General features: G+C 61.9%; 27 protein-coding genes and 3 pseudogenes. 9 read left to right on the top strand and 21 right to left on the bottom strand.

What is annotated here, in order from left to right:
• Window positions 1–22: 22 nt before the first annotated feature.
• Window positions 23–295, top strand: a complete 273-nt coding sequence (locus CAP31_RS14630; protein WP_223247454.1) for a hypothetical protein — start codon at window positions 23–25, stop codon at window positions 293–295.
• A 433-nt stretch (window positions 296–728) separates the two neighbouring features.
• Here the strand turns inward: CAP31_RS14630 and CAP31_RS15115 are convergent, their stop codons facing one another.
• The 6 genes from CAP31_RS15115 to CAP31_RS15345 all read right to left on the bottom strand — a co-directional run bounded on the left by CAP31_RS15115 (window position 729) and on the right by CAP31_RS15345 (window position 5,644).
• Window positions 729–1,766 carry a DNA-binding protein gene (locus CAP31_RS15115; RefSeq protein ID WP_223247453.1) on the bottom strand — a complete coding sequence of 346 codons (1,038 nt, stop codon included), beginning with the start codon at window positions 1,764–1,766 and terminating at the stop codon, window positions 729–731.
• A gap of 1,343 nt (window positions 1,767–3,109) precedes the next feature.
• Window positions 3,110–4,174: a replication protein RepA gene (locus tag CAP31_RS14620; protein WP_087448424.1), complete on the bottom strand. Its 1,065-nt coding sequence runs from the start codon at window positions 4,172–4,174 to the stop codon at window positions 3,110–3,112.
• 109 nt (window positions 4,175–4,283) lie between these two features.
• Window positions 4,284–4,646, bottom strand: a complete 363-nt coding sequence (locus tag CAP31_RS14615; RefSeq protein ID WP_157662776.1) for a hypothetical protein — start codon at window positions 4,644–4,646, stop codon at window positions 4,284–4,286.
• Window positions 4,647–4,693: 47 nt separating this feature from the next.
• On the bottom strand, window positions 4,694–4,996 hold the full coding sequence (locus CAP31_RS14610) for a type II toxin-antitoxin system RelE/ParE family toxin (protein WP_087448422.1): 303 nt from the start codon (window positions 4,994–4,996) through the stop codon (window positions 4,694–4,696).
• Complete coding sequence (locus tag CAP31_RS14605; RefSeq protein ID WP_087448421.1) at window positions 4,993–5,439, bottom strand: hypothetical protein; 447 nt, start codon at window positions 5,437–5,439, stop codon at window positions 4,993–4,995. The genes CAP31_RS14610 and CAP31_RS14605 overlap by 4 nt, the downstream gene beginning before the upstream one ends.
• A gap of 67 nt (window positions 5,440–5,506) precedes the next feature.
• Window positions 5,507–5,644, bottom strand: a complete 138-nt coding sequence (locus tag CAP31_RS15345; RefSeq protein ID WP_369802466.1) for an NTP-binding protein — start codon at window positions 5,642–5,644, stop codon at window positions 5,507–5,509.
• Between the two features lie 46 nt (window positions 5,645–5,690).
• On the opposite strand from CAP31_RS15345, the pseudogene CAP31_RS14595 reads away from it, so the two are divergent.
• Window positions 5,691–6,764 (top strand): annotated as a pseudogene (locus CAP31_RS14595) (transposase family protein); the annotation flags it as partial.
• A gap of 26 nt (window positions 6,765–6,790) precedes the next feature.
• On the opposite strand, the gene CAP31_RS14590 reads toward CAP31_RS14595, so the two are convergent.
• From CAP31_RS14590 to CAP31_RS14555, 8 genes are all read right to left on the bottom strand, one after another.
• Window positions 6,791–9,757, bottom strand: coding sequence for a Tn3 family transposase (locus tag CAP31_RS14590; protein WP_087448420.1), 2,967 nt, complete (start codon window positions 9,755–9,757; stop codon window positions 6,791–6,793).
• 166 nt (window positions 9,758–9,923) lie between these two features.
• The gene (locus tag CAP31_RS14585; protein WP_087448419.1) at window positions 9,924–11,210 is read right to left on the bottom strand and encodes an arsenic transporter; all 1,287 of its coding nucleotides are present in this window, start codon (window positions 11,208–11,210) and stop codon (window positions 9,924–9,926) included.
• Between the two features lies 1 nt (window position 11,211).
• Window positions 11,212–11,685, bottom strand: coding sequence for a CBS domain-containing protein (locus tag CAP31_RS14580; RefSeq protein ID WP_087448418.1), 474 nt, complete (start codon window positions 11,683–11,685; stop codon window positions 11,212–11,214).
• Window positions 11,636–12,187: a VOC family protein gene (locus CAP31_RS14575; RefSeq protein ID WP_223247458.1), complete on the bottom strand. Its 552-nt coding sequence runs from the start codon at window positions 12,185–12,187 to the stop codon at window positions 11,636–11,638. The genes CAP31_RS14580 and CAP31_RS14575 overlap by 50 nt, the downstream gene beginning before the upstream one ends.
• Window positions 12,184–13,947, bottom strand: a complete 1,764-nt coding sequence (gene arsA / locus CAP31_RS14570; RefSeq protein ID WP_189836688.1) for an arsenical pump-driving ATPase — start codon at window positions 13,945–13,947, stop codon at window positions 12,184–12,186. The genes CAP31_RS14575 and arsA overlap by 4 nt, the downstream gene beginning before the upstream one ends.
• Before the next feature lie 20 nt (window positions 13,948–13,967).
• Window positions 13,968–14,336, bottom strand: coding sequence for an arsenite efflux transporter metallochaperone ArsD (gene arsD / locus CAP31_RS14565; RefSeq protein ID WP_087448417.1), 369 nt, complete (start codon window positions 14,334–14,336; stop codon window positions 13,968–13,970).
• 42 nt (window positions 14,337–14,378) lie between these two features.
• Entirely contained in the window at window positions 14,379–14,858 is a 480-nt protein-coding gene (locus CAP31_RS14560) for an arsenate reductase ArsC (RefSeq protein WP_087448416.1), read from the bottom strand.
• Window positions 14,855–15,232 (bottom strand): helix-turn-helix transcriptional regulator, encoded by a 378-nt coding sequence (locus CAP31_RS14555; RefSeq protein WP_034694147.1) that lies wholly within the window; start codon window positions 15,230–15,232, stop codon window positions 14,855–14,857. The genes CAP31_RS14560 and CAP31_RS14555 overlap by 4 nt, the downstream gene beginning before the upstream one ends.
• Before the next feature lie 186 nt (window positions 15,233–15,418).
• Here CAP31_RS14555 and CAP31_RS14550 point away from each other — a divergent pair, with 186 nt between their 5' ends.
• The 5 genes and pseudogenes from CAP31_RS14550 to CAP31_RS14530 all read left to right on the top strand — a co-directional run bounded on the left by CAP31_RS14550 (window position 15,419) and on the right by CAP31_RS14530 (window position 19,436).
• On the top strand, window positions 15,419–15,982 hold the full coding sequence (locus CAP31_RS14550) for a recombinase family protein (protein ID WP_037465819.1): 564 nt from the start codon (window positions 15,419–15,421) through the stop codon (window positions 15,980–15,982).
• Window positions 15,983–16,015: 33 nt separating this feature from the next.
• Window positions 16,016–16,636 (top strand): annotated as a pseudogene (locus CAP31_RS14545) (Mu transposase C-terminal domain-containing protein); the annotation flags it as partial.
• A gap of 2 nt (window positions 16,637–16,638) precedes the next feature.
• Window positions 16,639–17,547 (top strand): TniB family NTP-binding protein, encoded by a 909-nt coding sequence (locus CAP31_RS14540; protein WP_000393453.1) that lies wholly within the window; start codon window positions 16,639–16,641, stop codon window positions 17,545–17,547.
• Window positions 17,544–18,761, top strand: coding sequence for a TniQ family protein (locus CAP31_RS14535; RefSeq protein ID WP_000801210.1), 1,218 nt, complete (start codon window positions 17,544–17,546; stop codon window positions 18,759–18,761). The genes CAP31_RS14540 and CAP31_RS14535 overlap by 4 nt, the downstream gene beginning before the upstream one ends.
• 60 nt (window positions 18,762–18,821) lie before the next feature.
• Entirely contained in the window at window positions 18,822–19,436 is a 615-nt protein-coding gene (locus CAP31_RS14530) for a recombinase family protein (RefSeq protein ID WP_003119931.1), read from the top strand.
• A 10-nt stretch (window positions 19,437–19,446) separates the two neighbouring features.
• Here CAP31_RS14530 and CAP31_RS14525 read toward each other — a convergent pair whose 3' ends face one another.
• From CAP31_RS14525 to merT, 7 genes and pseudogenes are all read right to left on the bottom strand, one after another.
• On the bottom strand, window positions 19,447–20,436 hold the full coding sequence (locus CAP31_RS14525) for a DUF3330 domain-containing protein (protein WP_010791756.1): 990 nt from the start codon (window positions 20,434–20,436) through the stop codon (window positions 19,447–19,449).
• The gene (gene merE / locus CAP31_RS14520; protein WP_003124451.1) at window positions 20,433–20,669 is read right to left on the bottom strand and encodes a broad-spectrum mercury transporter MerE; all 237 of its coding nucleotides are present in this window, start codon (window positions 20,667–20,669) and stop codon (window positions 20,433–20,435) included. Before merE ends, CAP31_RS14525 begins: the two co-directional genes overlap by 4 nt.
• Complete coding sequence (merD, locus tag CAP31_RS14515) at window positions 20,666–21,031, bottom strand: mercury resistance co-regulator MerD (protein WP_003124452.1); 366 nt, start codon at window positions 21,029–21,031, stop codon at window positions 20,666–20,668. The genes merE and merD overlap by 4 nt, the downstream gene beginning before the upstream one ends.
• Before the next feature lie 17 nt (window positions 21,032–21,048).
• Entirely contained in the window at window positions 21,049–22,746 is a 1,698-nt protein-coding gene (gene merA / locus CAP31_RS14510; RefSeq protein ID WP_010791755.1) for a mercury(II) reductase, read from the bottom strand.
• Between the two features lie 39 nt (window positions 22,747–22,785).
• Window positions 22,786–23,175 (bottom strand): annotated as a pseudogene (gene merC / locus CAP31_RS14505) (organomercurial transporter MerC); the annotation flags it as partial.
• Between the two features lie 18 nt (window positions 23,176–23,193).
• Window positions 23,194–23,493 carry a mercury resistance system periplasmic binding protein MerP gene (gene merP, locus CAP31_RS14500; protein WP_010791754.1) on the bottom strand — a complete coding sequence of 100 codons (300 nt, stop codon included), beginning with the start codon at window positions 23,491–23,493 and terminating at the stop codon, window positions 23,194–23,196.
• A gap of 12 nt (window positions 23,494–23,505) precedes the next feature.
• A complete protein-coding gene (gene merT, locus CAP31_RS14495; protein ID WP_010791753.1) occupies window positions 23,506–23,856 on the bottom strand; it encodes a mercuric ion transporter MerT in 351 nt (116 codons plus the stop codon).
• A gap of 71 nt (window positions 23,857–23,927) precedes the next feature.
• Between merT and merR the strand changes: the two genes are divergently transcribed.
• Complete coding sequence (gene merR, locus CAP31_RS14490; RefSeq protein WP_010791752.1) at window positions 23,928–24,362, top strand: Hg(II)-responsive transcriptional regulator; 435 nt, start codon at window positions 23,928–23,930, stop codon at window positions 24,360–24,362.
• 172 nt (window positions 24,363–24,534) lie between these two features.
• Window positions 24,535–25,218: a recombinase family protein gene (locus tag CAP31_RS14485; protein ID WP_087448440.1), complete on the top strand. Its 684-nt coding sequence runs from the start codon at window positions 24,535–24,537 to the stop codon at window positions 25,216–25,218.
• Window positions 25,219–25,246: the final 28 nt, after the last annotated feature.

Genomic DNA, 25,246 nt, shown 5'->3' with positions numbered 1-25,246 from the left:
CCAACTGGAACACGAAGCCCTAATGCGTCTCATGACACATGCAACCGGCTACACGCCTGACAGCCAGCGGATTGCCCACTGGTTGCAGGAGTGGGAACACGCCGAAAACCCGCGCACAGCTAAAGCGCATGTGCCGGGCTTGGCGGCTGCTCATGCCCTCGATGTGACGAAGGTAGCCAGCGCAGCAAAGCGAGACGGCGCACGGCCCACGACGTTAGGCCGAGACGAATACGCCTACAACATGCAGAACATCGAACGGGCGCACCCTCTGCCCTCTGTCGAGCTGGAACGCTGACCCTCAACCCCGCTTCGGCGGGGTTATCTTTTGGTGACAACGGATCTGCCTCGATCGCGCCAATCTGTCACCAGCGGGAACCCCTCCGCGCTTCGCTTGGGCAACCCCCTTCGGGTTGCATCCCGCGTCGGTTCTTGCCCGACTGGCTGCGGGGGCAGGGGTGGCGGGCTACGCCCTTCGTCCCTCCCCCTTGCCGATAGGCTCTATGGCCTTCCATCAGCATCAAGGGTGAAGGCTTCGCCCGCCATCCTCACCCGTTCGGTGCTCGCCCTGCGGGCTGCGCTCCGCGTGCGGCCTCCGGTGTCGCCCTTGACGCCGATTCCAGCCATAACACGGGCCACAACTGGCAATGAACGCGGGAATGAAACAGCCAAAACGCGGCGGCCGTTGGTGACGGCTGCGCGTTGGCCAGGTCGTGAAGCCGTCGCCAATATCAGGCTTTGGCAGGCGGTGTTTTCTTGGGCTTCGGTTCGCCCTGCGGCTTGATCGCGGCCAGCAAAGCGGCGTTCTGCTCCTGCATAGCCTGCAACTGCCCGGCCAGCCCTGCGGCCCGTTCTCTGGCCTCTGTGGCGGCTTTGGTGGCGTCGTCGCGTTCGGCCTGCGCCTTGGTCATGCGCTCGGCTGCTCGATGCGCCTCTGCGGCGGCTTGCTTGCGCTGCTCCTGGTGCGCCTGCTCGGTGGCCTCTGTTTTGGCGGTGAGGCCAGCAAGGGCCGCTTGTGCCTTCATCGTCTCGCTTTGAGCGGCGGCCAGACTGGCGGCCAGCTTGGCGTTTTCAGCGTCGGCCAGTTCTTGACGCTGCTGCGCCTTGTCGCGCTCGGTGCGCAAGCGGTCGGCATCAGCGCGCAAGCTGTCGGCCGTCGCCTTGGCGGCCGTGGCGGCGGCTTCGGCTTCGGTGTGTGCGTGAGTCAGTTCGGCGCGCAGCTCGGCCGCCCGGCGTTCGATTTCCTCGGCCTTCTGGTTGGCAAGGGCTGCGGCTTGCTCGGCTGCAAGCCGGGCGCTGCGGGTGGCTTCCAGCTCTTGGGCGGTGGCTTGCGCTGCGGCTGCGGCGGCCGTGGCTTGGCGTTCAAGCTCTGCAATGCGGGCTTGCGCGGCCTCCAGCTCGGCGGCTTGCTTCTCGTAGGATTCGGACTGTTCGGCCGATAGCTGGATCAGGTCGTTTTTTTCGGTTTCAAAGGCAACCTTGGCAGCGTCTAGCGATTCGTTCGCCAGTTGCTGCGCCGTCTCCCAAAGACTTTGGCCCATGCTCTGCACCACGCCATGCAATTCAACGGGCAACGGCTCGCGCACGGCCTGAACCTGCTTGCGCTGGTTCTGCCGCCATTCCTTCATGGCCTCCACCACGTTGTTCATGCCGGCGCGGCTCTCCTGGCGCACGGCCTCCACGCTCGGAAACTCGCCGGTTTCGCTGGCCGCGTGCAGGGCGTCGGCGGCGGCAAAGATGCGCTCTTTGATGTCTTGGGATAAGGCCATTTTGCTGACTCCTTCGGGGTTGGTAGGAATAATAGTAATTATACTACTACTATTACTACTACACCATAAAGAAAAGCGGATTATTTCGCCGGGCCTTCGCTGGCCGCCTCGGTTGTCAAGTGGAAGGGGTGTCAAGGGCGACACCGGAGGCCGCACGCGGAGCGCAGCCCGCAGGGCGAGCACCGAACGGGTGAGGATGGCGGGCGAAGCCTTCACCCTTGATGCCACTGGAACGACCCAAGCCTCTAGTCTGGGGGGCAGTCAAGGAAGCGAAGCGCCCCGCCGCCTGCACCCCTGACGACAGATGGCGAATCGCTCCCCTCGCTGGCGAGGGGCGGGGGGAGTGGTGCGGCGTGTCAAGTTCGCGCCATCTGTTGAAAGTACGCCGCTTTTTCGGGATTCCAAGACAGATTCAGCGTGCTAAATCCTGCAGACTTCTTTAAAGGCCCATAGAGCTACTTTTACGGCCTCCCCTGCTTGGCCCGTGCCTTGACATCCAAAAGCGCGCCTTGCGGCCTTTGCGCGCTGCTGTAGCCCGTTTAGTGCGCGGTGCTGGCCTCTCTCCTTCCTGATAAACCGGTTTTCGGTCTTTCGTGTTGAACGATCGCCTGTTCTGGCTGTGGCGGGCGCGTACCTGGCGCGGCTTGCCGCGCTTCAAAAACAGTCATGGCCGCAGGCCATCCATTTATGGGGAGGGGGAGCCGCCGAAGGTGGGGGAACCCCGAAGGGGTGCCCCGGTCGCAGACCGCTTTGCGGCGTTCCTTTTTCTCAGGCGGTCGAGTTATCCACGGTTTTTGGCGCTCCAACTACTTGTTTTTATATATTTGAAAAAAAGCTATTTGTAGCAAGCTACTTGTAGGAGCGGTGGATAACCGCGAAAAGCTAGGCGGGGCGCGGGTTTGCGGGCTGTGGAAAAGTCGAGTGCGGGAGTGATTACACGTTGACGCGGGAGTGATTACACGTTGACGCGGGAGTGATTACACGTCGCGACTTCCCCAAATCGACCGCAACCCCTTGGGCGGTGGGCTTTCGGCTCGCGGGAGTGATTGCACGTGGATAACTGTTGCTATCCACAGGGTTTTTCCACAGATCGGGGGAATGGTGACAGCCGGAGCGCACCAGGTCGCCGGCTCTGTCGCCAAAGGTGGGGGGGTGCGATTTCACGTCCGGCACTGGTGACGCCGACACGGTGGCCAGCTCGCCGCGGTGTCGCCATCAACATGACGCGCAGCGCTGCCGGGACGGCATGACGAAAGGGATTGAAGCCCGAAGGGGTCGAGACTTGGAACAAGGCTCGATGCGCAGCACGAAAGCCCGGCCCCGGCCGCGCCGGGGTGAGCCAATTAAGCCTTGGGCAGACTCGACAGCTTGGCCCCGTTGGTGTGGGAAATGTGCAGCTCGCACGGCGTCAAGGCCAGCCCTACAGGCTTTTCCTGAATGTGGCCCTGTGCGGCCGGGTAGAACAACAGGACTTCTTTCAGGCGCAAGCGAAACCCCTTCTTGAAGTCGCGGAAGCCCTGATCTGTGTCCGGGTAGCCAGCCCCAAATTGCGATTTCAACCCGGCCCAAGGCACGAAGGCAGACGACCGGCCAGAGCGGCGCAAAACGAACATGCGATAGGTCAGCCATGTGTAAATATCCATCGCCAGCGGCGACTTGCTCAAGGCGTGGAACACGCGCATGTCAATCGGCACGGGCGCGGCCATGATTTCCCGAAAGAAGCCCTCGGACAGCTCTAGCGAACTCTCCCAAAGGCCGCGCTGCTCGGAAGCCTTGGGGTGCCAAAACACATGTGACGACTCGGAAATCATCAGGCGGGCCGATAGGTCGCCGTCGCGCTCGTCGGTGTACTCCACGGAAATAACCGACTTGAACAGGCGCAAGGCTTGCTCGCGGAAGCGGGCAATGTCGCGGCCGTTGTTGTGCAGATTGAGGCTTTCCAGAAAGTCGCTTTGCGAGTGCCCGAGGGAAAGCGTGCGCGCCTTCGTCTTCACGGCCTCGCTGCATATCCACGCCAGAATCACGCGCGGAATCGACCCGTAGGGGATGCCATGTCGGGGACTGGTCGGAACGACTGAAAGGGTCAGGCGGCCGGTGTCGCGGGTGTACATCGTCCGAGGTGGCAACTTCGGGTCTTTGTGGGGCAAAGTAGCTTGCGCAAGAGTGCGGGCCATGTAGCCAAGCGCGCCGGCCGCCCTCGCTTCCTCCTGCTCGATCTCTAAGGCGTCCTCGATCAACTGGTGATGACGCGGGAGCATTTCCGTAGTCCACGGCTTGCGAATCAGTCGTTCCTTTTCCTCAAGACTTGGGAACTTGGAAACCGGCGTAGGCGCGGCGGGCTTCTTGAACGTGCCGCCATCAAGGTTTAAGGCTGTCTGTCTCGCGCCATTTTTGGTAGTATTGGTCATGATCGTTTTCCTGTTTTGGTAATGGTCACGCGGCCTAATGGGTTTCGCCACTCCGGGCCGCACCAGCCCAACACTGTTAGCGCGGTGTTGGGCTTTTCTTTTTCCTGCGTCAGTGCGGGCCGGTTTCCTCGCACCAGTTGGACGAATCCACGATGATTTCCGGGTCGAGGTGCGACACGTCGGCCAGCGTCGTGAGTGCCTTCTCAAACGTCCGAAAGCGCACCGGGCGGCCGTCATGGGTCACGGCGTGCAAGGTCTGGCCTTGACGGGCGTACAGGGCAAAGCCTTGGCCGTCGTCGGGGTAAAGCACGGCCTGCACGCGTTCCGCGTTCGGCGTGTCGCACGCAGCATTGAGGCGGTGGAACGTCCACGCCCTGCCCTTCCTTACCTTCGGTTCGATCTGCTCAAAAAAAGCGTTAGCCATCGTTTCCGCCTGTTCTATTGATACGCCCAATTCTTGGTTCGTGTTCATCTTCGCCACTCCTGAAAAAACCGGCGTTAGCGCGCCGGGGTTGGTAATCACGGCGTTTTTTGCGCCGCGTGCTTCACTCTCAAAATCTGAACGGTGCGGGCCTCGGCCAGCACACGATAAAAAACGATGTAGTTCGGATGCACGATCAGTTCGCGCAGCCACTCGGGCAAGCCCGGCCGGCCATGTCGGCCAATCTCTGGATGCTGTGCAAGCGGCTTGGTCTTGTCGCGCAGCTCCTGGCCGAAGCTCTTTGCCCGCGTCGGGTTGTCCTTGCCGATGTAGCGCACGATGGCGCGCAAGTCCTCGCGTGCCATCGGCCGCCACTCAATGCGGTAAGGCTTGGCCGTCATGCGCGCTTTTTCTTCGGCAAGGCGGCAATGTCGGCGTCCATCTCGGCCATGACTTCATCGTGCGGAATGCTCGGCCGTGGGTCGTCAATGGATGCTTGAATCTCGCCGGTCAGCCACTGGTTATAGGCGGCGGCTTCGTGCGCTCCGCGCAGTACCTGCGCCCTCGCATCGTCGCGGCTATTGACCACCTTTTCGGCGGGGTTCCAGTCACTGGCGTCGAACTGGCCGACTGTGATTCCAAGATCACGCAACAGGGACAGGGCAGCAATCGGATTGCCGAACCGGCGCGGCTCGCCGCTGCGGGCCTTCGACAGCACGGCACCGGAACCGCTGCGGGTTGCGATCTGAACAAGGAACGCCCCGCCCTGCCCTTTCAAGGTCACGCCTGAGACGCCGCCGGCATTGCTGGCAACGCGAAGCTGCTCAAGGGTCATGCTTTGCATGGTGTTCTCCTTATACGTCACTAATCAGATTGTATTCTGCATGAAAATTAGAAAGCGTGCAAGCGCTCTAGGCAATTTGGGTGGTCAAAATTGACATAGCCAATTTAGTGTCATTTTCAGAAGACGACTGCACCAATTGACGGGGCGTAACGCCAGATGTGCAGGCGACTCCTGACAACGCAATATCAGAAGTCATCTGCACCAATCTCGACTATGCTCAATACTCGTGTGCACCAAAGCGAGGTGTGAGCATGGCGTCAGACACATCATTGATTGCCGAGCAAGGCGTGGCCACCCTGCCCGATGCGGCTTGGGCGCAGGCCCGGCAACGGGCGGAAATCATCGGGCCGCTGGCAGCGCTTGATGTGGTCGGGCATGAAGCCGCCGATGCCGCTGCTCACGCGCTTGGCCTGTCCAGGCGGCAGGTGTATGTCCTAATCCGCCGTGCCCGGCAAGGTGCTGGGCTTGTGACGGACCTGGCTCGCAGCCGATCCGGCGGCGGAAAAGGCAAGGGACGCTTGCCGGAATCAGTTGAGCGCATCATCCGCGAGTTGCTGCAAAAGCGCTTCCTGACCAAGCAGAAGCGTAGCCTGGCAGCGTTCCACCGCGAGGTCGCGCAGGCTTGCAAAGCGCAAAAGCTGCGGGCGCCGGCGCGCAACACCGTGGCTCTGCGGATCGCCGGCCTCGATCCGCTCAAGGCTACTCGCCGCCGGGAAGGTCAGGATGCGTCCCGCAGCCTGCAAGGTGTCGGTGGTGAGCCTCCCGCCGTGACCGCGCCACTGGAACAAGTGCAGATTGATCACACGGTCATCGACCTGATCGTGGTGGACGAGCGCGACCGGCAACCGATTGGCCGTCCGTATCTGACCATCGCCATCGACGTGTTTACCCGCTGCGTGCTCGGCATGGTCGTCACGCTGGAAGCGCCGTCATCTGTTTCGGTCGGCCTGTGCCTTGTGCATGTCGCCTGCGACAAGCGTCCCTGGCTGGAGGGTCTGAACATAGAAATGGAGTGGCCGATGAGCGGCAAGCCCAGGCTGCTCTACCTGGACAACGCGGCCGAGTTCAAGAGCGAAGCGCTACGCCGAGGCTGCGAGCAGCATGGCATCCGGCTTGACTATCGCCCGCTCGGGCAGCCGCACTACGGCGGCATCGTGGAACGGATCATCGGCACGGCGATGCAGATGATCCACGACGAATTGCCAGGGACGACCTTCTCCAACCCTGACCAGCGCGGCGACTACGATTCCGAAAACAAGGCCGCCCTGACGCTGCGTGAGCTGGAGCGCTGGCTCACATTGGCGGTCGGCACCTACCAGGGGTCGTCTCAGAAAACGGAAAATAAAGCACGTTAAGCTGGCTGCAGCGGCCGTAGCGGCCTGAACTTGCCCGCGCCGATCTTGGCGTTGCTGCGCCAGAGGTAATCGCCAGTCAGGTTGATGTGCTCCCAACCCAGCGGCGACAGATACTGCAATAGAGAGTCATCAACGGGCTTGCCGTGGCCACGCAGGGCATTCGCGGCCCGTTCCAGATAAACCGTATTCCACAGAACGATGGCTGCCGTCACCAGGTTAAGGCCGCTGGCCCGGTAGCGCTGCTGCTCAAAGCTGCGGTCGCGGATTTCGCCCAGGCGGTTGAAGAACACGGCGCGGGCCAGCGCGTTGCGCGCCTCACCCTTGTTCAGTCCGGCATGCACGCGGCGGCGCAGTTCGACGCTTTGCAGCCAGTGCAGGATGAACAGCGTGCGCTCGATGCGGCCCAGCTCGCGCAGGGCGACGGCCAAGCCGTTCTGGCGCGGGTAGCTGCCGAGTTTCCTGAGCATCAGCGAGGCCGTCACCGTGCCTTGCTTGATCGACGTGGCCAGCCGGAGGATTTCATCCCAATGGGCGCGGACGTGCTTGATATTGAGCGTGCCGCCGATCATCGGCTTGAGCGCGTCATAGGCGGTTTCACCCTTGGGAATATAGAGCTTGGTGTCGCCCAGGTCGCGGATGCGCGGCGCGAAGCGGAAGCCTAGTAGGTGCATCAGCGCGAAGACGTGATCGGTGAAGCCCGCCGTGTCGGTGTAGTGCTCCTCGATGCGCAGATCGGACTCGTGGTACAGCAGGCCGTCGAGCACGTAGGTCGAGTCGCGCACGCCGACGTTCACGACCTTCGTGTGGAACGGCGCGTACTGGTCGGAGATGTGGGTGTAGAACGTCCGTCCTGGGCTGCTGCCGTATTTCGGGTTGACGTGGCCGGTACTCTCCGCCTTGCTGCCGGTGCGGAAGTTCTGGCCGTCCGATGATGACGTGGTGCCGTCGCCCCACTGCCCGGCGAAGGGATGCCGGAACTGCGCGTTGACCAGCTCGGCCAGCGCCGCCCCATAGGTTTCGTCACGGACGTGCCAGGCTTGCAGCCACGCCAGCTTAGCGTAGGTCATGCCAGGGCACGACTCGGCCATCTTGGTCAGGCCCAAGTTGATCGCGTCGGCCAGAATAGTGGTCAACAGCAGATTTTTGTCCTTGGCCAGATCGCCCGATTTCAGGTGCGTGAAGTGCTGGGTGAAGCCCGTCCACTCATCCACTTCGATCAGCAGTTCGGTGATCTTGACGTGCGGCAGGATCATGGCCGTCTGGTCGATCAACGCCTGCGCAGTGTCGGGTACCGCCGCATCCAGCGGCGTGATCTTCAGGCCCGACTCGGTGATGATGGCATCAGGCAGGTTGTTTGCCGCCGCCATGCGGTTGACGATGGCAAGCTGCGTTTCCAGCAGCGTCAGCCGCTCGTGCAGGTACTGGTCGCAGTCGGTGGCCACGGCCAGCGGCAACTCGCTGGACTGTTTGAGCCTGGCGAACTTCGCCGGTGGCACCAGGTAATCCTCGAAGTCCTTGAACTGGCGTGACCCTTGCACCCAGATGTCGCCCGAGCGCAGGGAGTTCTTCAACTCGGACAGCGCGCACAGTTCGTAGTATCGCCGGTCTATACCGGCATCGGTCATCACCAGCTTCTGCCAGCGTGGCTTGATGAAGCCGGTCGGCGCATCGGTCGGCACCTTGCGGGCGTTGTCGGTATTCATGCCGCGCAACACCTCGATGGCATCGAGCACGTCCTTGGCGGCGGGCGCGGCCCGCAGCTTGAGCACGGCAAGGAATTCCGGCGCGTAGCGGCGCAAGGTGGCGTAGCTCTCGCCGATACGGTGCAGGAAATCGAAGTCATCGGGCTGTGCCAGCTTCTGCGCCTCGGTGACGCTCTCGGCGAAGGCGTCCCAGGACATGACCGCCTCAATGGCGGCAAACGGGTCGCTGCCTGATTGCTTGGCGTCGATCAGCGCCTGACCGATGCGTCCATACAGTCGCACCTTGGCGTTGATCGCCTTGCCCGATGCCTGGAATTGTTGCTGATGCTTGTTTTTGGCGGCGTTGAACAGCTTGCCCAGGATGCGGTCGTGCAGGTCGATGATTTCGTCGGTGACGGTGGCCATGCCCTCGATGGCCAGCGCCACGAGGGTGGCGTAGCGCCGTTGCGGCTCGAACTTGGCCAGGTCGGCGGGCGTCATCTGGCCGCCCTCGCGGGCAATCTTGAGCAGCCGGTTCTGATGAACCAGTCGCTCGATGCCAACAGGTAGATCGAGGGCCTGCCAGACTTTGAGGCGGTCGATGTGTTCGAGCATGTGGCGGGAGTTCGGTTTGGCCGGTGATTGGCGCAGCCAGGCCAGCCAGGTCGTCTTGCCGTTGTCCCGGCGCTTGAGCAGATCGTCGAGGCGGCGGCGATGCACGTCCGACAGTGGTTCGGCCAAGGCGTCGTAGATGCGCCGGTTGGCGCGGGTGATCGCTTCCGCGCTCGCCCGCTCGACGGCATTGAGGGCAGGCAAAATGACCAACTGCCGCCGCAGATGCTCGATCAAGGCGCTGGCCAGCACAATGCCCTTGTCGGTCTGCATGGCGAACTCGGTCAGCAACTGGACAGCCTGCCGGTAGTGGCTCATGGAGAACGGCTGGAAGCCGAACACCGTTTGCAGCTCGACTAGGTGCTCGCGCCGGGTCTGCTCCCGCTGCCCATATTCACCCCAGCTTTCGATGCCAATCTTGAGCTGGTCAGCGACCAGTTTCAGCAAGGGCGGAAACGGCGGTTCATCGGCGTCAAGGATGACGCCGGGAAAGCGCAGATAGCAGAGCTGCACCGCGAAGCCCAGGCGGTTGGCCGGGCCGCGCCTCTGCCTAATGATGGACAGATCGGTGTCGCTGAACGTGTAGTGACGGATCAGCTCTTCCTTGGCGTCCGGCAATGCCAGCAGGTTGTCACGCTCGGCGGCGGACAGGATCGAACGGCGTGGCATGGATGCACTTTTTCTTTCTGTGGCCGAGTAAGTCCAGTTCCGCTAAAAAAAGGCGCGGATATAGAGCGGTATCCCGATGACCGCACTCAAGAGAATAGCCATACGCCAAGCCGCTCACCCTTCTTCACTCCAATACTGTATGTCTGCAAACAGCGCTCCGCGCGCATCAAGTGAGACTCAGGCGCAGTGCCAGCGCTGCCAGGGTCGCCGCGAGCACGGGGACGGTTAGCACAACGCCCACCTTGAAGTAATACCCCCATGTGATTGTCATTCCTTTGCGCGCCAGCACATGCAGCCAAAGCAACGTCGCCAGCGAGCCGATCGGGGTGACCTTTGGCCCCAGGTCACTACCGATCACATTGGCGTAGATCATCGCGTCCTTCACCACACCCGTTGCGCTTGTGGCATCAATGGACAGGGCGCCCACCAGTACCGTCGGCATGTTGTTCATGGCAGAGGACAGCAGCGCTGTGAGGAAGCCAGTGCCAAAGGCGGCGCCCCATACACCGCCTTGTGCGAAGTAATCCAGCAGCCTTGCGATATGTTCCGTCAGTCCTTGGTTACGCAGCCCATAAACCACGAGATACATTCCCAGCGAGAAAACGACAATTTGCCAAGGCGCTTCACGGATCACCTTGCGGGTGCTGATGACATGCCCGCGCGCAGCGACGACGAGCAACAGCAGGGCGCCTGCGGCAGCCACGGCGCTAACCGGCACGCCTAGCGGCTCAAGGCCGAAGAATCCGACCAGCAGCAGGGCCAGAACCACCCAGCCGAAACGAAACGTAGCCACATCGCGAATGGCCTCATTCGGCTGTTTCAACTGATTCACGTCGTAGCGTGCGGGGATGCTGCGGCGGAAATAGATCGACAGCACGGCCAGAGAGGCAATGATGGCGACAATATTCACTGGAACCATCACCGCAGCGTAGTCATTGAACCCGATATTGAAAAAGTCGGCAGAGACGATGTTGACCAGGTTGGATACGACAAGTGGCAGGCTGGCGGCATCTGCGATGAACCCTGCCGCCATGACGAACGCGAGCGTTGCCGCCGGACTGAACCCCAGTGCCAACAACATGGCCATGACGATTGGCGTGAGAATCAGCGCTGCGCCATCGTTGGCAAAAAGCGCGGCGACGGCTGCACCCAGCAAGATGATCAGCGCAAACAGCAGACGTCCTTTCCCTCCGCCCCAGCGTGCGACGTGCAAGGCTGCCCATTCGAAAAACCCTGCCTCGTCGAGCAACAGGCTAATGATGATGATGGCAATGAATGTGGCTGTGGCGTTCCAGACAATCTGCCAGACGACAGGAATGTCGCCGAGGTGAACGACGCCGGACAGTAGCGCCACGACAGCGCCAAGCGTTGCACTCCAGCCAATGCCCAGCCCGCGCGGCTGCCAGATCACTAGGACGATAGTGGCAAGAAAAATCAGAAGGGCGGCAATCACGTCAATTCTCTCTTTTCAGGGGGTTTTCGAGTTCTTTAAGAAGGCTCAAGAGGTCAATCCGGGAGATGACGCCGATCACTTTCCCATCCTCCACGACAGGAAGGGACGTTAATTGATGCTCCACCATCAGCCGGGCTGCAACGGAGGGATGCATGGCAGGCGCGACGCTATGCACTTCCGTGGTCATTACCTCTGCGGCAGTACGCCCCTCGGCCTGGTCGCGCTGCGTACCCTTTGGGCCAAGAAAGGAAACCCAGAAATTCTCCTTCCAAATCGATTCGCGGGGTTCAAGCCGTTCGTCCGCTCCCCGGTGAATCAAGTCCTCCGCAGTCACAACGCCGATCAGCCGAGCAGCGTCGTCGACCACCGGAACGCCGTTGATGCGATGGGCAAGCAGCAGCCTCGCGATGTCCTCAACCGGTGTTTCAGGTTGAATGGTTACCGGATCGGGCGTCATGTAATTCCGGATCAACATGGTCGATCTCCTTGGTTTGGTGCTCAGGTTGCTCGGTTTGCCCATCGAGCAGGAATACAGGCTCTTTGTCCGCAGGCATTTCTGCGAGTTCTTCATCGGTCAGGAGGGCGTAAATCTCGATGAGGTAACCGCTGGGGTCGCGCAGCCACAACTCGTGCATGGGCGTGCCGTGCCAAGTGGTGCGCGGCGGTTTGACGATTTCGGCGCCCGCCGCCACGGCCGCGTGATGGGCGGCGATCACCTCGGCTTTGACAGCTACGCCCAGGCCGAGGTGGTAGAGGCTGTAGTTGTCGAGCGCCTCGCCCCGGTCATTGACCAGCAAAACGAAGTTGAGCCGCAGATGCGGCACGATAAAGGTGCTGTACCGTTCTGTACTGTGCTTGGGCGAGACGCCGAAGAAGGCACTGTAAAAGCTATTGCTGCGGCCGAGATCGGCTACGCGCAGGCTGATGTGAAATTCTCCTGCTACGGGGAATGCAGGTGTAATTGTAGAAGGCATCATTTGACATTCACCTTGACAAGCGCACGCAGTCGTTCTGCGCCGATCGGTTCTTCCTTCAGAAGCGGGACAACCGCGTGACGGTCCGCGTGCTGATTGGCCACGGCGCTGATTTCGCGTAGCTCGTTGGCCGCACGCTGACGCAGTAACGGCGACTTGGCCGAAGCTGCCGCCACGCTGGAATTGACGATCCATGCCCACGGCTCGATCCCGGCGCGGCGCAAATCGGCTTGCAGGTGGGTAGCCTCCAGTACCGGCGTCGTTTCCGCCAGCGTGACGACGAGTACCTTGGTTTGCTTCGGGTCCTGCAATTGCATCATCGGCGTTGTGAAGCTCATGCCGCTCTTGCCCGCCTGCCGCGTCACTTCGCGGTGGTATGCGCCCGTCGCGTCGAGCAGGAGCAAGGTATGCCCGGTCGGCGCCGTGTCCATCACGACGAACTTTTTACCGGCCTCGCGGATGACGCGCGAGAACGCCTGGAAGACCGCAATCTCTTCCGTGCAGGGCGAGCGCAGGTCTTCTTCCAGCATGGCACGGCCTTCGGCATCGAGATCCTTGCCTTTGGTTTCGAGCACATGCTGGCGATAGCGCTCGGTCTCGGCATGTGGATCGATCCGGCTCACAGTAAGGTTGTCGAGCGAGGCGGCCAGGGTTTCGCCCAGATGGGCTGCCGGATCCGACGTGGTCAGATGTACCGGCAAGCCCCGATCAGCGAGTTCGACGGCGATGGCGGCAGCGAGCGTCGTCTTGCCTACGCCCCCTTTGCCCATCAACATGACCAGCCCGTGACCATCCGCCGCGATGCCGTCGATCAGGTCGGCCACGCCGGGCTCGTCGAGTTCGATCGGGGACGCAACGGCGGCGGGGGCTTGTGGTGGCAGGTCGGTCAGCAACTGCCGCAGCGCGTCGAGGCCGACGAGATTGAAGGGCTTGAGTTCTACATGATCACGCGGAAGCGCAGTCAACGTAGCCGGGATGTTCTTCAGCGCCGTTTGTTCCCGTTCGTGGATTGCAGCGGCGAGTGGGTCGGTAGCGGCTTCGATGTGCGGCAGGATGCCGTTGATGACGAGATGTTGCTGTTTGAGGCCTATGGCGGCCAGTTCTTCGTGGGTGCGCGCCACTTCGCGCAAAGTGGCCTGTTGGGCGCGAGCGACCAGCACCAGGCGGGTTTGCAGCGGATCGGCCAAGGCTTCAACCGCCGCCTTGTACTGAGTACGCTGTTTTTCCAGCCCGGCCAGCGGCCCGAGGCACGAGGCATCGCCCTTGCCGGCTTCCAGGAAACCGCTCCACGCACCTGGCAGTTGCAGCATGCGGATGGTGTGGCCGGTAGGTGCGGTGTCGAAAACAATATGCTGGTAATCGGCTGTGAGTGCCGCGTTGGTCAGTAGCGCGGTGAACTCGTCAAATGCGGCAATTTCGGTGGTGCACGCGCCGGACAAGGATTCTTCGATGCCCTTCACCACATCATCAGGAAGCACACCGCGGACCGGGCCGACCAGGCGCTCCCGATAGGCACTGGCCGCTGCCTCGGGATCGATTTCCAGAGCAGAAAGACGTGGAACCGCCGGAATCGGTGTGACGCGGTTGCCGATATCAACACCAAATACCTGCCCGACGTTGGATGCAGGGTCGGTACTGACCAGGAGGACACGCTTTCCGGCTTCGGCCAACTGAATGGCCGTGGCACAGGCAATCGAGGTCTTGCCGACGCCGCCCTTGCCTGTGAAAAACAGAAAGCGGGGAGGAATTTGCAGGAATTTCATCATCATTTTCTCCATGTTGTTCAGCAGCAGCCACGCGGGCCGGAGCAGCAACCGCCCGTCGCCGGTTTGGCGGCGTCTGCCGGTTGATCAATGCCGATCCAGAGGGCCAATTCAGCCCGCTTCGGATAACGTCCTGCGAGAGCCACTTCACCATCGACCAGGATCAGTGGTAGCGCATCCTGACCGGAGCGCTGCAAAAATCCTTTGACGGTCGCATTGTCGGCAAACGTCTGTGGCTGCTGTGCCAGGTTGTAGCGCTCGATGTGCGCGCCGTTCTGCTTCGCCCAATCGACATCAGCGGCAAAAGTCACCAGGGCTTGGTCAACATCCACGCCGCAGACGCCGGTGCTGCAACACAGCGATGGGTCAAACACTTCGATCCTCTTCATTTAAAACCTCCATCAAGTATTGAAATAACAGTCAAATAAAAACTACGCTGAAAGCGCTCCAAGCCGATCCAGTTCCACCTTCAAGCGTGTCCGGTCGTGTACAAGTTGCTCCAACGGCAGCGCGAGGAAGGCTTCGATGCGACGTCGCAAGATACGGTAGGCCGTCGTGAACGCGGCTTCGATTTCCGCTTCGGTCCCTGTGGCATGAGCGGGATCGTCAACACCCCAATGCGCACGCAGTACCGGACCAAGATAAGCCGGGCAGGTTTCCCCGGCAGCATTTGCGCACACAGTGATGACCACATCCGGGGCCAGCGGCAGGTTGTCCCATGATTTGCTGTGCAGTTCGCCCGTGTCGATACCTTCATGTGTCAGGAGCGACAGGGAACGCGGATGGACCGTCCCGGTCGGCTGACTTCCCGCACTCATCGCTTTCCAGCCTGTCGGAGCCAAGTGGTTGAAGGTCGCTTCCGCCAGGATGGAACGGCAGGAGTTACCGGTACAAAGAAACAGAATATTCATGTTGTCGCTTTCGCTGGAGTGGGTGACAGGAGCGGCAAGAACTCCTCGGAACACTTCGAGGCGGTACGCAGTTCAAGGCATTGATCGGGGCTACCCGAACAGCATTCTTCGGTGAGGTACGCAATCAAATCCAACATTAACGGGATGTCCGCTCGGTAACGTTGGAAGCGACCCTCCTGCTCAACCGTCACCAGATGAGCTTGTGACAGCGCCTTGAGGTGAAATGAAAGGTTGGCCGGCGGTATGTCCAGCGCGTTAGCAATCTCGCCTGCCACCATGCCGCCCGGCCCCTTCTTGACCAACAGCCTGAACACATCCAAGCGCAGGCCCGAGGAGAGGGATTCGAAGATCGATGTTGCGGCTTGCTTTTTCATCATCAAATAATACTACAACTATCGAAATGATGCAATCATGTCGTCGTGTCCGATTAGGCTACGCTCTAACCTGACGTCAGGACAGCCTACCCAAAAACGTCCGGATAGACTCCATCGCTTAATTTATTGACACAAGCTGCGCGAGGCCATAGATTTCTTCCTGACACTTTTCTATTTGGAGGCATCTTGCAAGGCCAACGTATCGGCTACGTCCGGGTCAGTAGCTTCGACCAAAACCCGGTGCGGCAACTGGAGCAGGTCGAAGTCGGAAAGGTGTTCACCGACAAGGCGTCGGGCAAGGACACCCAGCGCCCCGAGCTTGACTCACTGCTGGCCTTCGTGCGCGAAGGCGATACGGTAGTGGTGCACAGCATGGATCGCTTGGCCCGCAACCTCGATGACCTGCGCCGCCTTGTGCAAAAGCTGACCAGGCGCGGTGTGCGCATCGAGTTCGTCAAGGAATGCCTGACCTTCACTGGCGAGGACTCACCGATGGCGAACTTGATGTTGTCGGTTATGGGTGCGTTCGCCGAATTCGAGCGGGCGTTGATCCGTGAGCGACAGAAAGAAGGTATTGCGCTCGCCAAACAGCGCGGAGCTTACAGGGGCCGCAAAAAAGCGCTTTCGCCCGACCGCGCGGCTGAACTTCTGCAACGCGTCAAAGCCGGCGAGCAAAAGGCAAAGCTGGCCCGTGAATTTGGCATCAGCCGAGAAACGCTGTACCAGTACCTGCGCGAGATTGGAGCTTAACGTGCTTTATTTTCCGTTTTCTGAGACGACCCCTACCACGGCTCCGTGCACAACGGCCTGCTCCAGCCGCCGGCAGCGCGCTGGGCCGAAGCTATCGCGCGGACCGGCGTGCCAACCGTCATCACTCGCACCACGGCTTTTCTGGTCGATTTTCTGCCCATCATCCGCCGCACGCTGACCCGCACCGGCTTCGTCATCGACCACATCCATTACTACGCCGATGCGCTCAAGCCGTGGATAGCTCGGCGCGACCGCTTGCCTGCGTTCCTGATCCGGCGCGACCCGCGCGACATCAGCCGCATTTGGGTGCTGGAGCCGGAGGGGCAGCACTATCTGGAAATTCCATACCGCACCTTGTCGCACCCGGCTGTCACCCTCTGGGAACAACGACAGGCGCTGGCGAAATTGCGGCAGCAAGGGCGCGAACAGGTGGATGAGTCGGCGCTGTTTCGCATGATCGGCCAGATGCGCGAAATCGTGTCCACCGCGCAGAAAGCTACGCGCAAGGCGCGGCGCGACGCGGATCGACGCCAGCATCTCAAGGCAACGGCAGTTCTTTTCAAAACCACGCCACCACCGGACGCGGACATGGCTGACCCGCAGGCAGACAACCAGCCACCTGCCAAACCGTTCGACCAGATTGAGGAGTGGTAGCCGTGGAAGAATATCCCATCATCGACTTGTCCCACCTGATGCCGGTGGCCCAGGGCTTGGCCCGTCTTCCGGCGGACGAACGCATCCATCGCCTTCGCGCTGACCGCTGGATCGGCTATCCGCGAGCAGTCGAGGCGCTGAATCGGCTGGAAGCCCTGTATGCGTGGCCGAACAAACAACGCATGCCCAACCTGCTGTTGGTCGGTCCAACCAACAACGGCAAGTCGATGATCGTCGAGAAATTCCGCCGCACCCACCCGGCCAGCTCCGACGCCGACCAGGAGCACATTCCGGTACTGGTCGTGCAGATGCCATCCGAACCGTCGGTAATCCGCTTCTACGTCGCGCTACTTGCCGCGATGGGCGCGCCATTGCGCCCGCGCCCACGGCTGCCGGAAATGGAGCAATTGGCGCTGGCACTGCTACGCAAGGTCGGCGTGCGCATGCTGGTGATCGACGAATTGCACAACGTCCTGGCCGGCAACAGCGTCAACCGCCGGGAATTCCTCAACCTGCTGCGTTTCCTCGGCAACGAGCTGCGCATCCCGCTGGTCGGGGTCGGCACACGCGATGCCTACTTGGCGATCCGCTCGGACGACCAGTTGGAAAACCGCTTCGAGCCGATGATGCTGCCGGTGTGGGAGGCCAACGACGATTGCTGCTCACTGCTGGCCAGCTTCGCGGCTTCGCTCCCGCTGCGGCGACCCTCGTCGATTGCCACGCTGGATATGGCCCGCTACCTGCTCACGCGCAGCGAGGGCACCATCGGCGAGCTGGCGCACCTGTTGATGGCGGCGGCCGTCGCTGCCGTGGAGAGCGGTGAGGAAGCGATCAACCATCGCACGCTCAGCATGGCCGATTACACCGGTCCCAGCGAGCGGCGGCGGCAATTCGAGCGGGAACTGATGTGAAGCCAGCGCCACACTGGCCACTGCATCCGGCTCCCAGGGAAGGCGAAGCCTTGTCTTCGTGGCTCAACCGCGTGGCCCTTTGCTATCACATGGAGGTGTCCGAGCTGCTGGAGCACGATCTTGGTCACGGCCAGGTTGATGACCTGGACACCGCGCCACCACTGGCGCTGCTGGCGATGCTCTCCCAGCGGAGCGGCATCGAGCCGGACCGGCTGCGTTGCATGAGTTTCGCCGGCTGGGTGCCTTGGCTACTGGACAGCCTTGATGATCAGATTCCAGACGCATTGGAAACCTATGCGTTCCAGCTCTCGGTGCTGCTGCCGAAACTCCGCCGTAGGACGCGATCCATCACGAGCTGGCGTGCCTGGCTGCCCAGCCAGCCGATACATCGCGCCTGCCCGCTCTGTCTGAACGACCCGGCAAACCAAGCCGTACTGCTTGCATGGAAGCTGCCCCTGATGCTGAGCTGCCCGCTGCATGGCTGCTGGCTGGAATCCTATTGGGGCGTGCCTGGGCGGTTTCTCGGCTGGGAGAACGCCGACACTGCGCCGCGCACCGCCAGCGACGCGATTGCGGTGATGGACCGGCGCACCTGGCAGGCACTGACGACCGGCCATGTGGAGCTGCCGCGCCGACGCATCCACGCTGGATTGTGGTTTCGGCTACTACGCACGCTGCTCGATGAGCTGAACACCCCGCTTTCGACGTGCGGAACCTGCGCGGGGTATCTCCGCCAAGTCTGGGAAGGCTGCGGGCATCCGCTGCGTGCTGGGCAAAGTCTGTGGCGACCGTATGAAACCCTGAACCCGGCAGTACGGTTGCAGATGCTGGAGGCGGCGGCAACGGCAATCAGCTTGATTGAGATGAGGGATATAAGCCCGCCGGGCGAGCATGCAAAGCTGTTCTGGTCCGAACCCCAAACCGGTTTCACCAGTGGCCTGTCGGCGAAAACGCCGAAGCCCGAACCCGTCGATCACTGGCAACGGGCAGTCCAGGCCATCGATGAGGCCATCATTGAAGCGCGGCACGACCCCGAGACGGCACGCTCGCTGTTCGCGTTGGCTTCCTATGGTCGGCGCGACCCCGCTTCCCTGGAACAGTTGCGCGCCACCTTCGCAAAGGAAGGCATCCCCCCGGAATTCCTGTCACATTACGTGCCTGATGGACCCTTTGCATGTCTTAGACAGAATGACGGGTTAAGTGACAAATTTTGACGACCAGAACTTTCCGGTGCACACTGTCACATAATCGAACGTATATGTGACAGGTGCAAGATGCTGATTGGCTACATGCGGGTGTCGAAGGCGGACGGCTCCCAAGCAACCGATTTGCAGCGCGACGCGCTGATCGCCGCCGATGTCGATCCGGTGCATCTCTACGAAGATCAGGCATCTGGCAAGCGCGAAGACCGCCCCGGCTTGGTGGCCTGCCTGAAGGCATTGCGGCCGGGAGATACGCTGGTCGTGTGGAAACTGGATCGGCTCGGGCGCGACCTGCGGCATCTAATCAATACCGTGCACGACCTGACCGGGCGCGGTATCGGCCTGAAGGTGCTGACCGGGCACGGGGCGGCCATCGACACCACAACCGCCGCCGGCAAACTGGTCTTCGGCATTTTTGCTGCGCTGGCCGAGTTCGAGCGCGAATTGATCGCCGAGCGCACGATTGCCGGTCTGGCATCGGCGCGGGCACGCGGCCGAAAAGGCGGCCGGCCGTTCAAGATGACCGCCGCCAAGCTGCGGCTGGCGATGGCGGCGATGGGGCAGCCTGAAACCAAGGTCGGCGATCTCTGTCAGGAACTCGGCATCACGCGGCAGACGCTCTACAGACACATTTCCCCAAAAGGCGAATTGCGCCCAGATGGGACGAAACTACTCAACCGTATCTGAGCGGTCGGCATCAACCTGACGGCGGCGAATCGCAAGTGTTTTGTTCGGCGCTGGTTTCGGTCGCGGCCTTGGCGCGTGCCTGGAAGCGCTGATAGCACTCCAGTCCGCAGAAGTGCTCGACGTACTCCACGCCTTCCGGGGTAAAGGCGGCATCGAGCGGGATTTCCTTGCAGCACACGCAGCAACTGGTGGCAGTCGGATCATTTGCATTCATGGTGGCACCCCTCCATTGACTGACAAAGGCGGCGAATGCCGCCGCCGGCATTGGCTTGGCGAACAGGAAGCCTTGTCCCGTATCGCACGCCGCTTGCCGCAACAGTGCGAGACTGGTCGGCGTTTCCACGCCCTCGGCCACCACGTCCATGCCCAGCCCGTGCGCAAGCTGAATGACGGAGCGCACGATGGTTCGGTCGCGGTGGTCGTCGGCGAGTCCGGCGACGAAGGACTGGTCGATCTTGAGCGTAGTAATCGGGCAGCACTTCAGGTGTTGCAGGCAGGAATACCCCGTCCCGAAATCATCGGCGGCGAAGCGCACACCGATTTGTCGCAAGGCTTCCAGGGCGGGGAAGATCGCCGGATCACCGAACGCGACCGATTCGGTCAGCTCGATTTCAAGAGACTCGGCGGGCAACTCGGCGTCAGCCAGCACGCCCTTTACCCATCCGTCGAAATCCGGTCTCACTTGGCTCGCCGAAACATTGACGGCCAGCCGGAACGGTTGCCATGCCAGCATCCGCCACTCGCGCATCTGGCGGCAGGCTGCGCCCAGCACCCAAGCACCGATTTCAGGCATCAAGCCGGACGATTCGACCAAGGGGAGAAACTGGCCCGGCAGCAACAAGCCGAGCCTTGGGTGCCGCCAGCGCAACAGGGCTTCCGCACCGACAATCTGGTCACTGCGCAGATCGACTATCGGCTGGTAGTGCAACTCAAGCTGCCCGCGCACAACCGCCTGCGCCAACTCGGTCGCCGTCCATCCGGCGGGCTGCGAGGTCGTCATGATCCGCCCCGGAAGGCCCGCAGTAGCCGCGTCACGGACAGAGCAAACAAGCCGGTCAGCGTGAGGGCTGCAATACCCCAATGCTCCCCGATGAATGCGCCGGCTGTCGTTCCGGCCAGCACAACGGCGAGAATCGGCAAATGACAGGGACAGGTGAGCACGGCCAGCGCGCCCCACAGGTAGCCGGTGAACGGCTTGCGTGTCTTGGTCGGCAGGCGTTCCGGGCCGTTCATGGCAGACTCTCCGCGTGCTGTGCCGGCTCGGTCGGCAGGGTGGCCAACTGCGCTTCCAGATCGGCCAACGCTTCGCGCCGGTGTTCGACGAACTGGCGCAGCACGGCAAGCTGCGTGGCCGCTTCGCCGCCGTCCGCTGCATCCAGCGCCCGGCACAGCCTCGCCAGCGCATCGAGGCCGATGCCCGCTTCGAAGGCGGATCGCACGAAGCACAGACGCTGCAAGGCCGCCTCGTCGAACAGGCCGTAGCCGCCTGGCGTGCACGCCACCGGCCGCAGCAGTCCGCGCAGCAGGTAGTCGCGCACGATATGCACGCTCACCCCGGCATCAAGGGCCAGCCGGGACACCGTGTAGGCGTTCATCGAACACCTCCTTTTTCTCACCCGGCGCAGCAGGAAAGCTGCTTCACATCCTTGTTGAAGGTCTGCGCCGCGAGCTTCAAGCCCTCGACCATCGTCAGGTAGGGGAACAACTGGTCGGCCAGTTCCTGCACCGTCATGCGGTTGCGAATGGCCAGGGCCGCCGTCTGGATCAGCTCGCCGGCTTCCGGTGCAACCGCCTGCACGCCGATGAGCCGTCCGCTGCCTTCTTCAACGACCAGCTTGATGAAGCCGCGTGTGTCGAAGTTGGCGAGCGCGCGCGGCACGTTGTCCAGCGTGAGCGTACGGCTGTCGGTCTCGATGCCGTCGTGGTGCGCTTCCGCCTCGCTGTAGCCCACGGTGGCCACCTGCGGGTCGGTGAACACCACGGCCGGCATGGCGGTCAGGTTCAGGGTAGCGTCGCCACCGGTCATGTTGATCGCGGCACGGGTGCCGGCCGCCGCTGCCACATAGACGAACTGCGGCTGATCGGTGCAGTCGCCGGCGGCGTAGATGTTGGAGCTACTCGTGTGCATTCCTTGGTCGATGACGATCGCACCTTGCTTGTTCACCATCACGCCTGCCACGTCCAGTGCCAGGCTGCGCGTGTTGGGTGCACGGCCGGTGGCGACCAGCAGCTTGTCGGCGCGCAGTTCGCCGTGCGCCGTGGTGAGCACGAATTCGCCGTCCCTTTCACCATTGATGTACGCGACCTGGCTGGCCTGGGTGTGTTCCCTCACCTCGATGCCTTCGGCACGGAACGCGGCCGTGACGGCTTCGCCGATGGCCGGGTCTTCGCGGAAGAACAGCGTGCTGCGCGCCAGGATCGTCACCTTCGCTCCGAGTCGAGCGAACGCCTGCGCCAGCTCCAGCGCCACCACCGATGAGCCAATTACGGCCAGGCGCTTAGGGATCGTTTCGCTGACCAGTGCCTCAGTGGAAGTCCAGTAAGGGGTGTCTTTCAGGCCGGGAATCGGCGGCACGGCCGGACTCGCGCCGGTGGCGACCAGACAGCGGTCAAACGTCACCATGCGCTCACTGCCGCCGTTGAGTTGCACGACCAGGTTGCGGTTGTCTTTGAAGCGGGCAGCGCCATGCAGCACGGTAATGGCCGGGTTGCCCTCCAGGATGCCTTCGTATTTGGCGTGACGCAGTTCATCGACGCGGGCCTGCTGCTGGGCCAGCAGCGCCGTGCGCTGGATGACCGGCGCTACCGCTTGGATGCCGTTGTCGAACGGGCTTTCCCGGCGCAGGTGGGCGATATGGGCGGCGCGGATCATGATCTTCGACGGCACGCAGCCGACATTGACGCAGGTGCCGCCAATCGTGCCGCGCTCGATCAGCGTGACGCGTGCGCCCTGCTCGACGGCCTTCAGTGCTGCCGCCATTGCGGCCCCGCCGCTGCCGATCACGGCGACATGGAGCTTTCCACTATCCCCGCCAGCCTTGTCATCACTGCCCAGCCATTCGCGCACCTTGCCGAGCAATCCGCCGCCCGCCGGAGCCACGGGCGCATCGGCAAGCGTAGCCCGATAGCCGAGTCCGGCCACGGCAGCGGTCAGCGTATCCGGCAATGTGCCGGCCTCGATGGCGAGCCTGGCGCTGCCCTTGGCATAGGAAACCTCCGCCGATTGCACGCCGGGCACTTTCTCCAGAGCCTCCTTGACGTGAACCGCGCAGGAGTCGCAGGTCATGCCGGTAATTTTGAGGGTGGTCATTAATCGTTCCTTTTCTGTATTGGCTGCCGGCTCCCGCCGTCAGCCTTGTTTCGTGGGAAGTTCGCAACCGTCCGGGCCGCAACGGCGATTTGCCGGCGAAACCAAGTCCCAGATCGACACGCCGACCATCAGCGCCAGGCCGGTGTATACGAGGTGTGCTGCCCACCAGTTGCCAAGCAGCCAGACAGTTCCGGCGAACACGATGGCTGGCCCGATCATGCCGAGCAGACTGCGGTGCCATTGGCGATGACTGAGCCAGCCCAATGCGTTCGCCAGCAAAGCCACGACAGCGAACAGCGGCAGCAGCTTGGAGATGAACAATCCTTCGTATTCCTGTAGAAAGCCCAGGCCGATGGCCGCGCCCAAGCTGGCGATGGCCGGAAAGCACGCGGCGCAACCCATCGCGGAAACAACGCTGCCGAGCGCCCCAGGTTCGGGTTCAGTGGTTCACTGCTTGACGCTGGAGGGATAGCCCGCATCGGTGGTTGCTTTGGTGAGCTTCTGGACGCTGGTCTTGGCATCATCGAAAGTGACAACCGCTTCGCGGGTCTCGAAGGTCACGTCAACCTTGCTGACGCCTTCGACCTTGGAAATCGCCTTCTTGACGGTGATCGGGCAGGCGGAGCAGGTCATGCCCGGTACGGACAGCGTGACGGTCTGAGTGGCGGCCCACACGGGGGCAACAATGGCGGCGAGGGCGAGGGAGGCAAACAGTTTTTTGGCTTGCGCCGAAACTTGCGTTTTCATGGTGAACTCCGATCAGTAGAAAAATGGCATGACGTAGGGAAATCCGAGTGCGACCAGGACCAGCACGGCCACGACCCAGAAAATGAGCTTGTAAGTCGCTCGCATTTGGGGAATCGCGCAGACCTCACCCGGTTTGCAGGCTTGCGTAGGGCGGTAGATGCGCCGCCAGGCGAAGAACAACGCCACCAGCGCTGCGCCGATGAAAATCGGGCGATACGGCTCCAGCACGGTCAGGTTGCCGATCCATGCCCCGCTGAAGCCCAAGGCAACCAGAACCAGCGGCCCGAGGCAGCAGGTCGAGGCGAGGATGGCAGCTAGCCCGCCAGCGAAGAGCGCGCCGCGCCCGTTTTGTGGTTCAGACATGCGCTTGTCCTTTCGAATTTGAATTGGATAGCGTAACCTTACTTCCGTAGTCATGTACGGAGTCAAGTGGTATGGAAAAGAATTTGGAAAACCTGACCATTGGCGTTTTTGCCAAGGCGGCCGGGGTCAATGTAGAGACCATCCGGTTCTACCAGCGCAAGGGCTTGTTGCCGGAACCGGACAAGCCTTACGGCAGCATTCGCCGCTATGGCGCGGCGGATGTAACGCGGGTGCGCTTTGTAAAGTCGGCCCAGCGGCTGGGCTTCAGCCTGGATGAGATTGCCGAGCTGTTGCGGCTCGACGATGGCACCCACTGCGAGGAAGCCAGCAGCTTGGCTGAGCACAAGCTCCAAGACGTGCGCGAAAAGATGGCCGACCTGGCGCGCATGGAGGCCGTCCTGTCTAATCTTGTGTGCGCCTGCCATGCCCGAAAGGGGAATGTTTCGTGCCCGCTGATTGCGTCGCTACAGGGCGAAACAAGCTTGGCAAGGTCGGAGACGCCTTAGCGTGCTTTATTTTCCGCTTTCTGAAACATCCCCAGCATCAGAAAAGACCGTGCAGCCGACTTTTGACATTGTGTGCAATCGTCTTCTGAAAATGACATTTAGATTGGCCTTTGAGTTATTGGCCGGGTCTGCTACGCTAGGCCAAGTTAGCTATACCCAAAAAGGCCATGACATGACGACAAAGAGGAAGGCGGCCAGCCCGGCCGCGCCGGTCAAGGTTGCCCGCATCTATATGCGAGTAAGCACCGAAGCGCAGGATTTGGAGCGACAGGAAGGCATCGCGCAGGCCGCAAGGGCGGCCGGGTACTACGTCGCCGGCATCTATCGGGAAAAAGCATCAGGGGCACGCGCTGACCGGCCCGAACTGCTGCGCATGATTGACGATCTGCAACCCGGCGAAATCGTGGTGGCCGAGAAAATCGACCGCATCAGCCGCCTACCCTTGGCCGAAGCTGAAAGGCTTGTGGCCTCGATACGCGCCAAGGGTGCCCGGCTGTCGGTGCCGGGCATCATCGACCTGGAGGAACTGGCGGCCGAAGCGCAGGGTGTGCCCCGCATCGTCTTGGAGTCCGTGCAGGACATGCTTTTGAAACTGGCCCTGCAAATGGCCCGCGACGACTACGAGGACAGGCGAGAACGCCAGCGCCAAGGCATTGAGCTGGCGAAGGCTGCGGGCCGGTATGCCGGCCGCAAGACCGATACCGCCACCCATGCCCGCATCGTGGCCTTGCGCGAAGGCGGCAAGAGTATCGCGGAAACCGCGAAGCTGGCCGGGTGCAGTCAAAGCCAAGTGAAGCGCGTATGCGCGATGGCCCGGCCAGCGGTTGGCGACAAAAAGGAGCTGGCCAGGTCGTGAAGCTGTCACCACGCAAGACAGTTTCGGC

It is taken from the genome of Sulfuriferula sp. AH1 (assembly GCF_002162035.1).
In the GTDB taxonomy this organism is placed as follows: domain Bacteria; phylum Pseudomonadota; class Gammaproteobacteria; order Burkholderiales; family Sulfuriferulaceae; genus Sulfuriferula.
This window is presented reverse-complemented; position numbering and strand designations above follow the sequence as displayed.

Excerpts from the sequence above, each read along its gene's own strand:
- CAP31_RS14630 (WP_223247454.1), top strand. The coding sequence starts at position 23 with ATGCGTCTCATGACACATGCAACCGGCTACACGCCTGACAGCCAGCGG.
- CAP31_RS15115 (WP_223247453.1), bottom strand. The coding sequence starts at position 1,766 with ATGGCCTTATCCCAAGACATCAAAGAGCGCATCTTTGCCGCCGCCGAC.
- CAP31_RS14620 (WP_087448424.1), bottom strand. The coding sequence starts at position 4,174 with ATGACCAATACTACCAAAAATGGCGCGAGACAGACAGCCTTAAACCTT.
- CAP31_RS14615 (WP_157662776.1), bottom strand. The coding sequence starts at position 4,646 with ATGAACACGAACCAAGAATTGGGCGTATCAATAGAACAGGCGGAAACG.
- CAP31_RS14610 (WP_087448422.1), bottom strand. The coding sequence starts at position 4,996 with ATGACGGCCAAGCCTTACCGCATTGAGTGGCGGCCGATGGCACGCGAG.
- CAP31_RS14605 (WP_087448421.1), bottom strand. The coding sequence starts at position 5,439 with ATGCAAAGCATGACCCTTGAGCAGCTTCGCGTTGCCAGCAATGCCGGC.
- CAP31_RS14590 (WP_087448420.1), bottom strand. The coding sequence starts at position 9,757 with ATGCCACGCCGTTCGATCCTGTCCGCCGCCGAGCGTGACAACCTGCTG.
- CAP31_RS14580 (WP_087448418.1), bottom strand. The coding sequence starts at position 11,685 with ATGTTGATCCGGAATTACATGACGCCCGATCCGGTAACCATTCAACCT.
- CAP31_RS14575 (WP_223247458.1), bottom strand. The coding sequence starts at position 12,187 with ATGATGCCTTCTACAATTACACCTGCATTCCCCGTAGCAGGAGAATTT.
- arsA (WP_189836688.1), bottom strand. The coding sequence starts at position 13,947 with ATGAAATTCCTGCAAATTCCTCCCCGCTTTCTGTTTTTCACAGGCAAG.
- arsD (WP_087448417.1), bottom strand. The coding sequence starts at position 14,336 with ATGAAGAGGATCGAAGTGTTTGACCCATCGCTGTGTTGCAGCACCGGC.
- CAP31_RS14560 (WP_087448416.1), bottom strand. The coding sequence starts at position 14,858 with ATGAATATTCTGTTTCTTTGTACCGGTAACTCCTGCCGTTCCATCCTG.
- CAP31_RS14555 (WP_034694147.1), bottom strand. The coding sequence starts at position 15,232 with ATGAAAAAGCAAGCCGCAACATCGATCTTCGAATCCCTCTCCTCGGGC.
- CAP31_RS14530 (WP_003119931.1), top strand. The coding sequence starts at position 18,822 with ATGCTGATTGGCTACATGCGGGTGTCGAAGGCGGACGGCTCCCAAGCA.
- CAP31_RS14525 (WP_010791756.1), bottom strand. The coding sequence starts at position 20,436 with ATGACGACCTCGCAGCCCGCCGGATGGACGGCGACCGAGTTGGCGCAG.
- merE (WP_003124451.1), bottom strand. The coding sequence starts at position 20,669 with ATGAACGGCCCGGAACGCCTGCCGACCAAGACACGCAAGCCGTTCACC.
- merD (WP_003124452.1), bottom strand. The coding sequence starts at position 21,031 with ATGAACGCCTACACGGTGTCCCGGCTGGCCCTTGATGCCGGGGTGAGC.
- merA (WP_010791755.1), bottom strand. The coding sequence starts at position 22,746 with ATGACCACCCTCAAAATTACCGGCATGACCTGCGACTCCTGCGCGGTT.
- merP (WP_010791754.1), bottom strand. The coding sequence starts at position 23,493 with ATGAAAACGCAAGTTTCGGCGCAAGCCAAAAAACTGTTTGCCTCCCTC.
- merT (WP_010791753.1), bottom strand. The coding sequence starts at position 23,856 with ATGTCTGAACCACAAAACGGGCGCGGCGCGCTCTTCGCTGGCGGGCTA.
- merR (WP_010791752.1), top strand. The coding sequence starts at position 23,928 with ATGGAAAAGAATTTGGAAAACCTGACCATTGGCGTTTTTGCCAAGGCG.
- CAP31_RS14485 (WP_087448440.1), top strand. The coding sequence starts at position 24,535 with ATGACGACAAAGAGGAAGGCGGCCAGCCCGGCCGCGCCGGTCAAGGTT.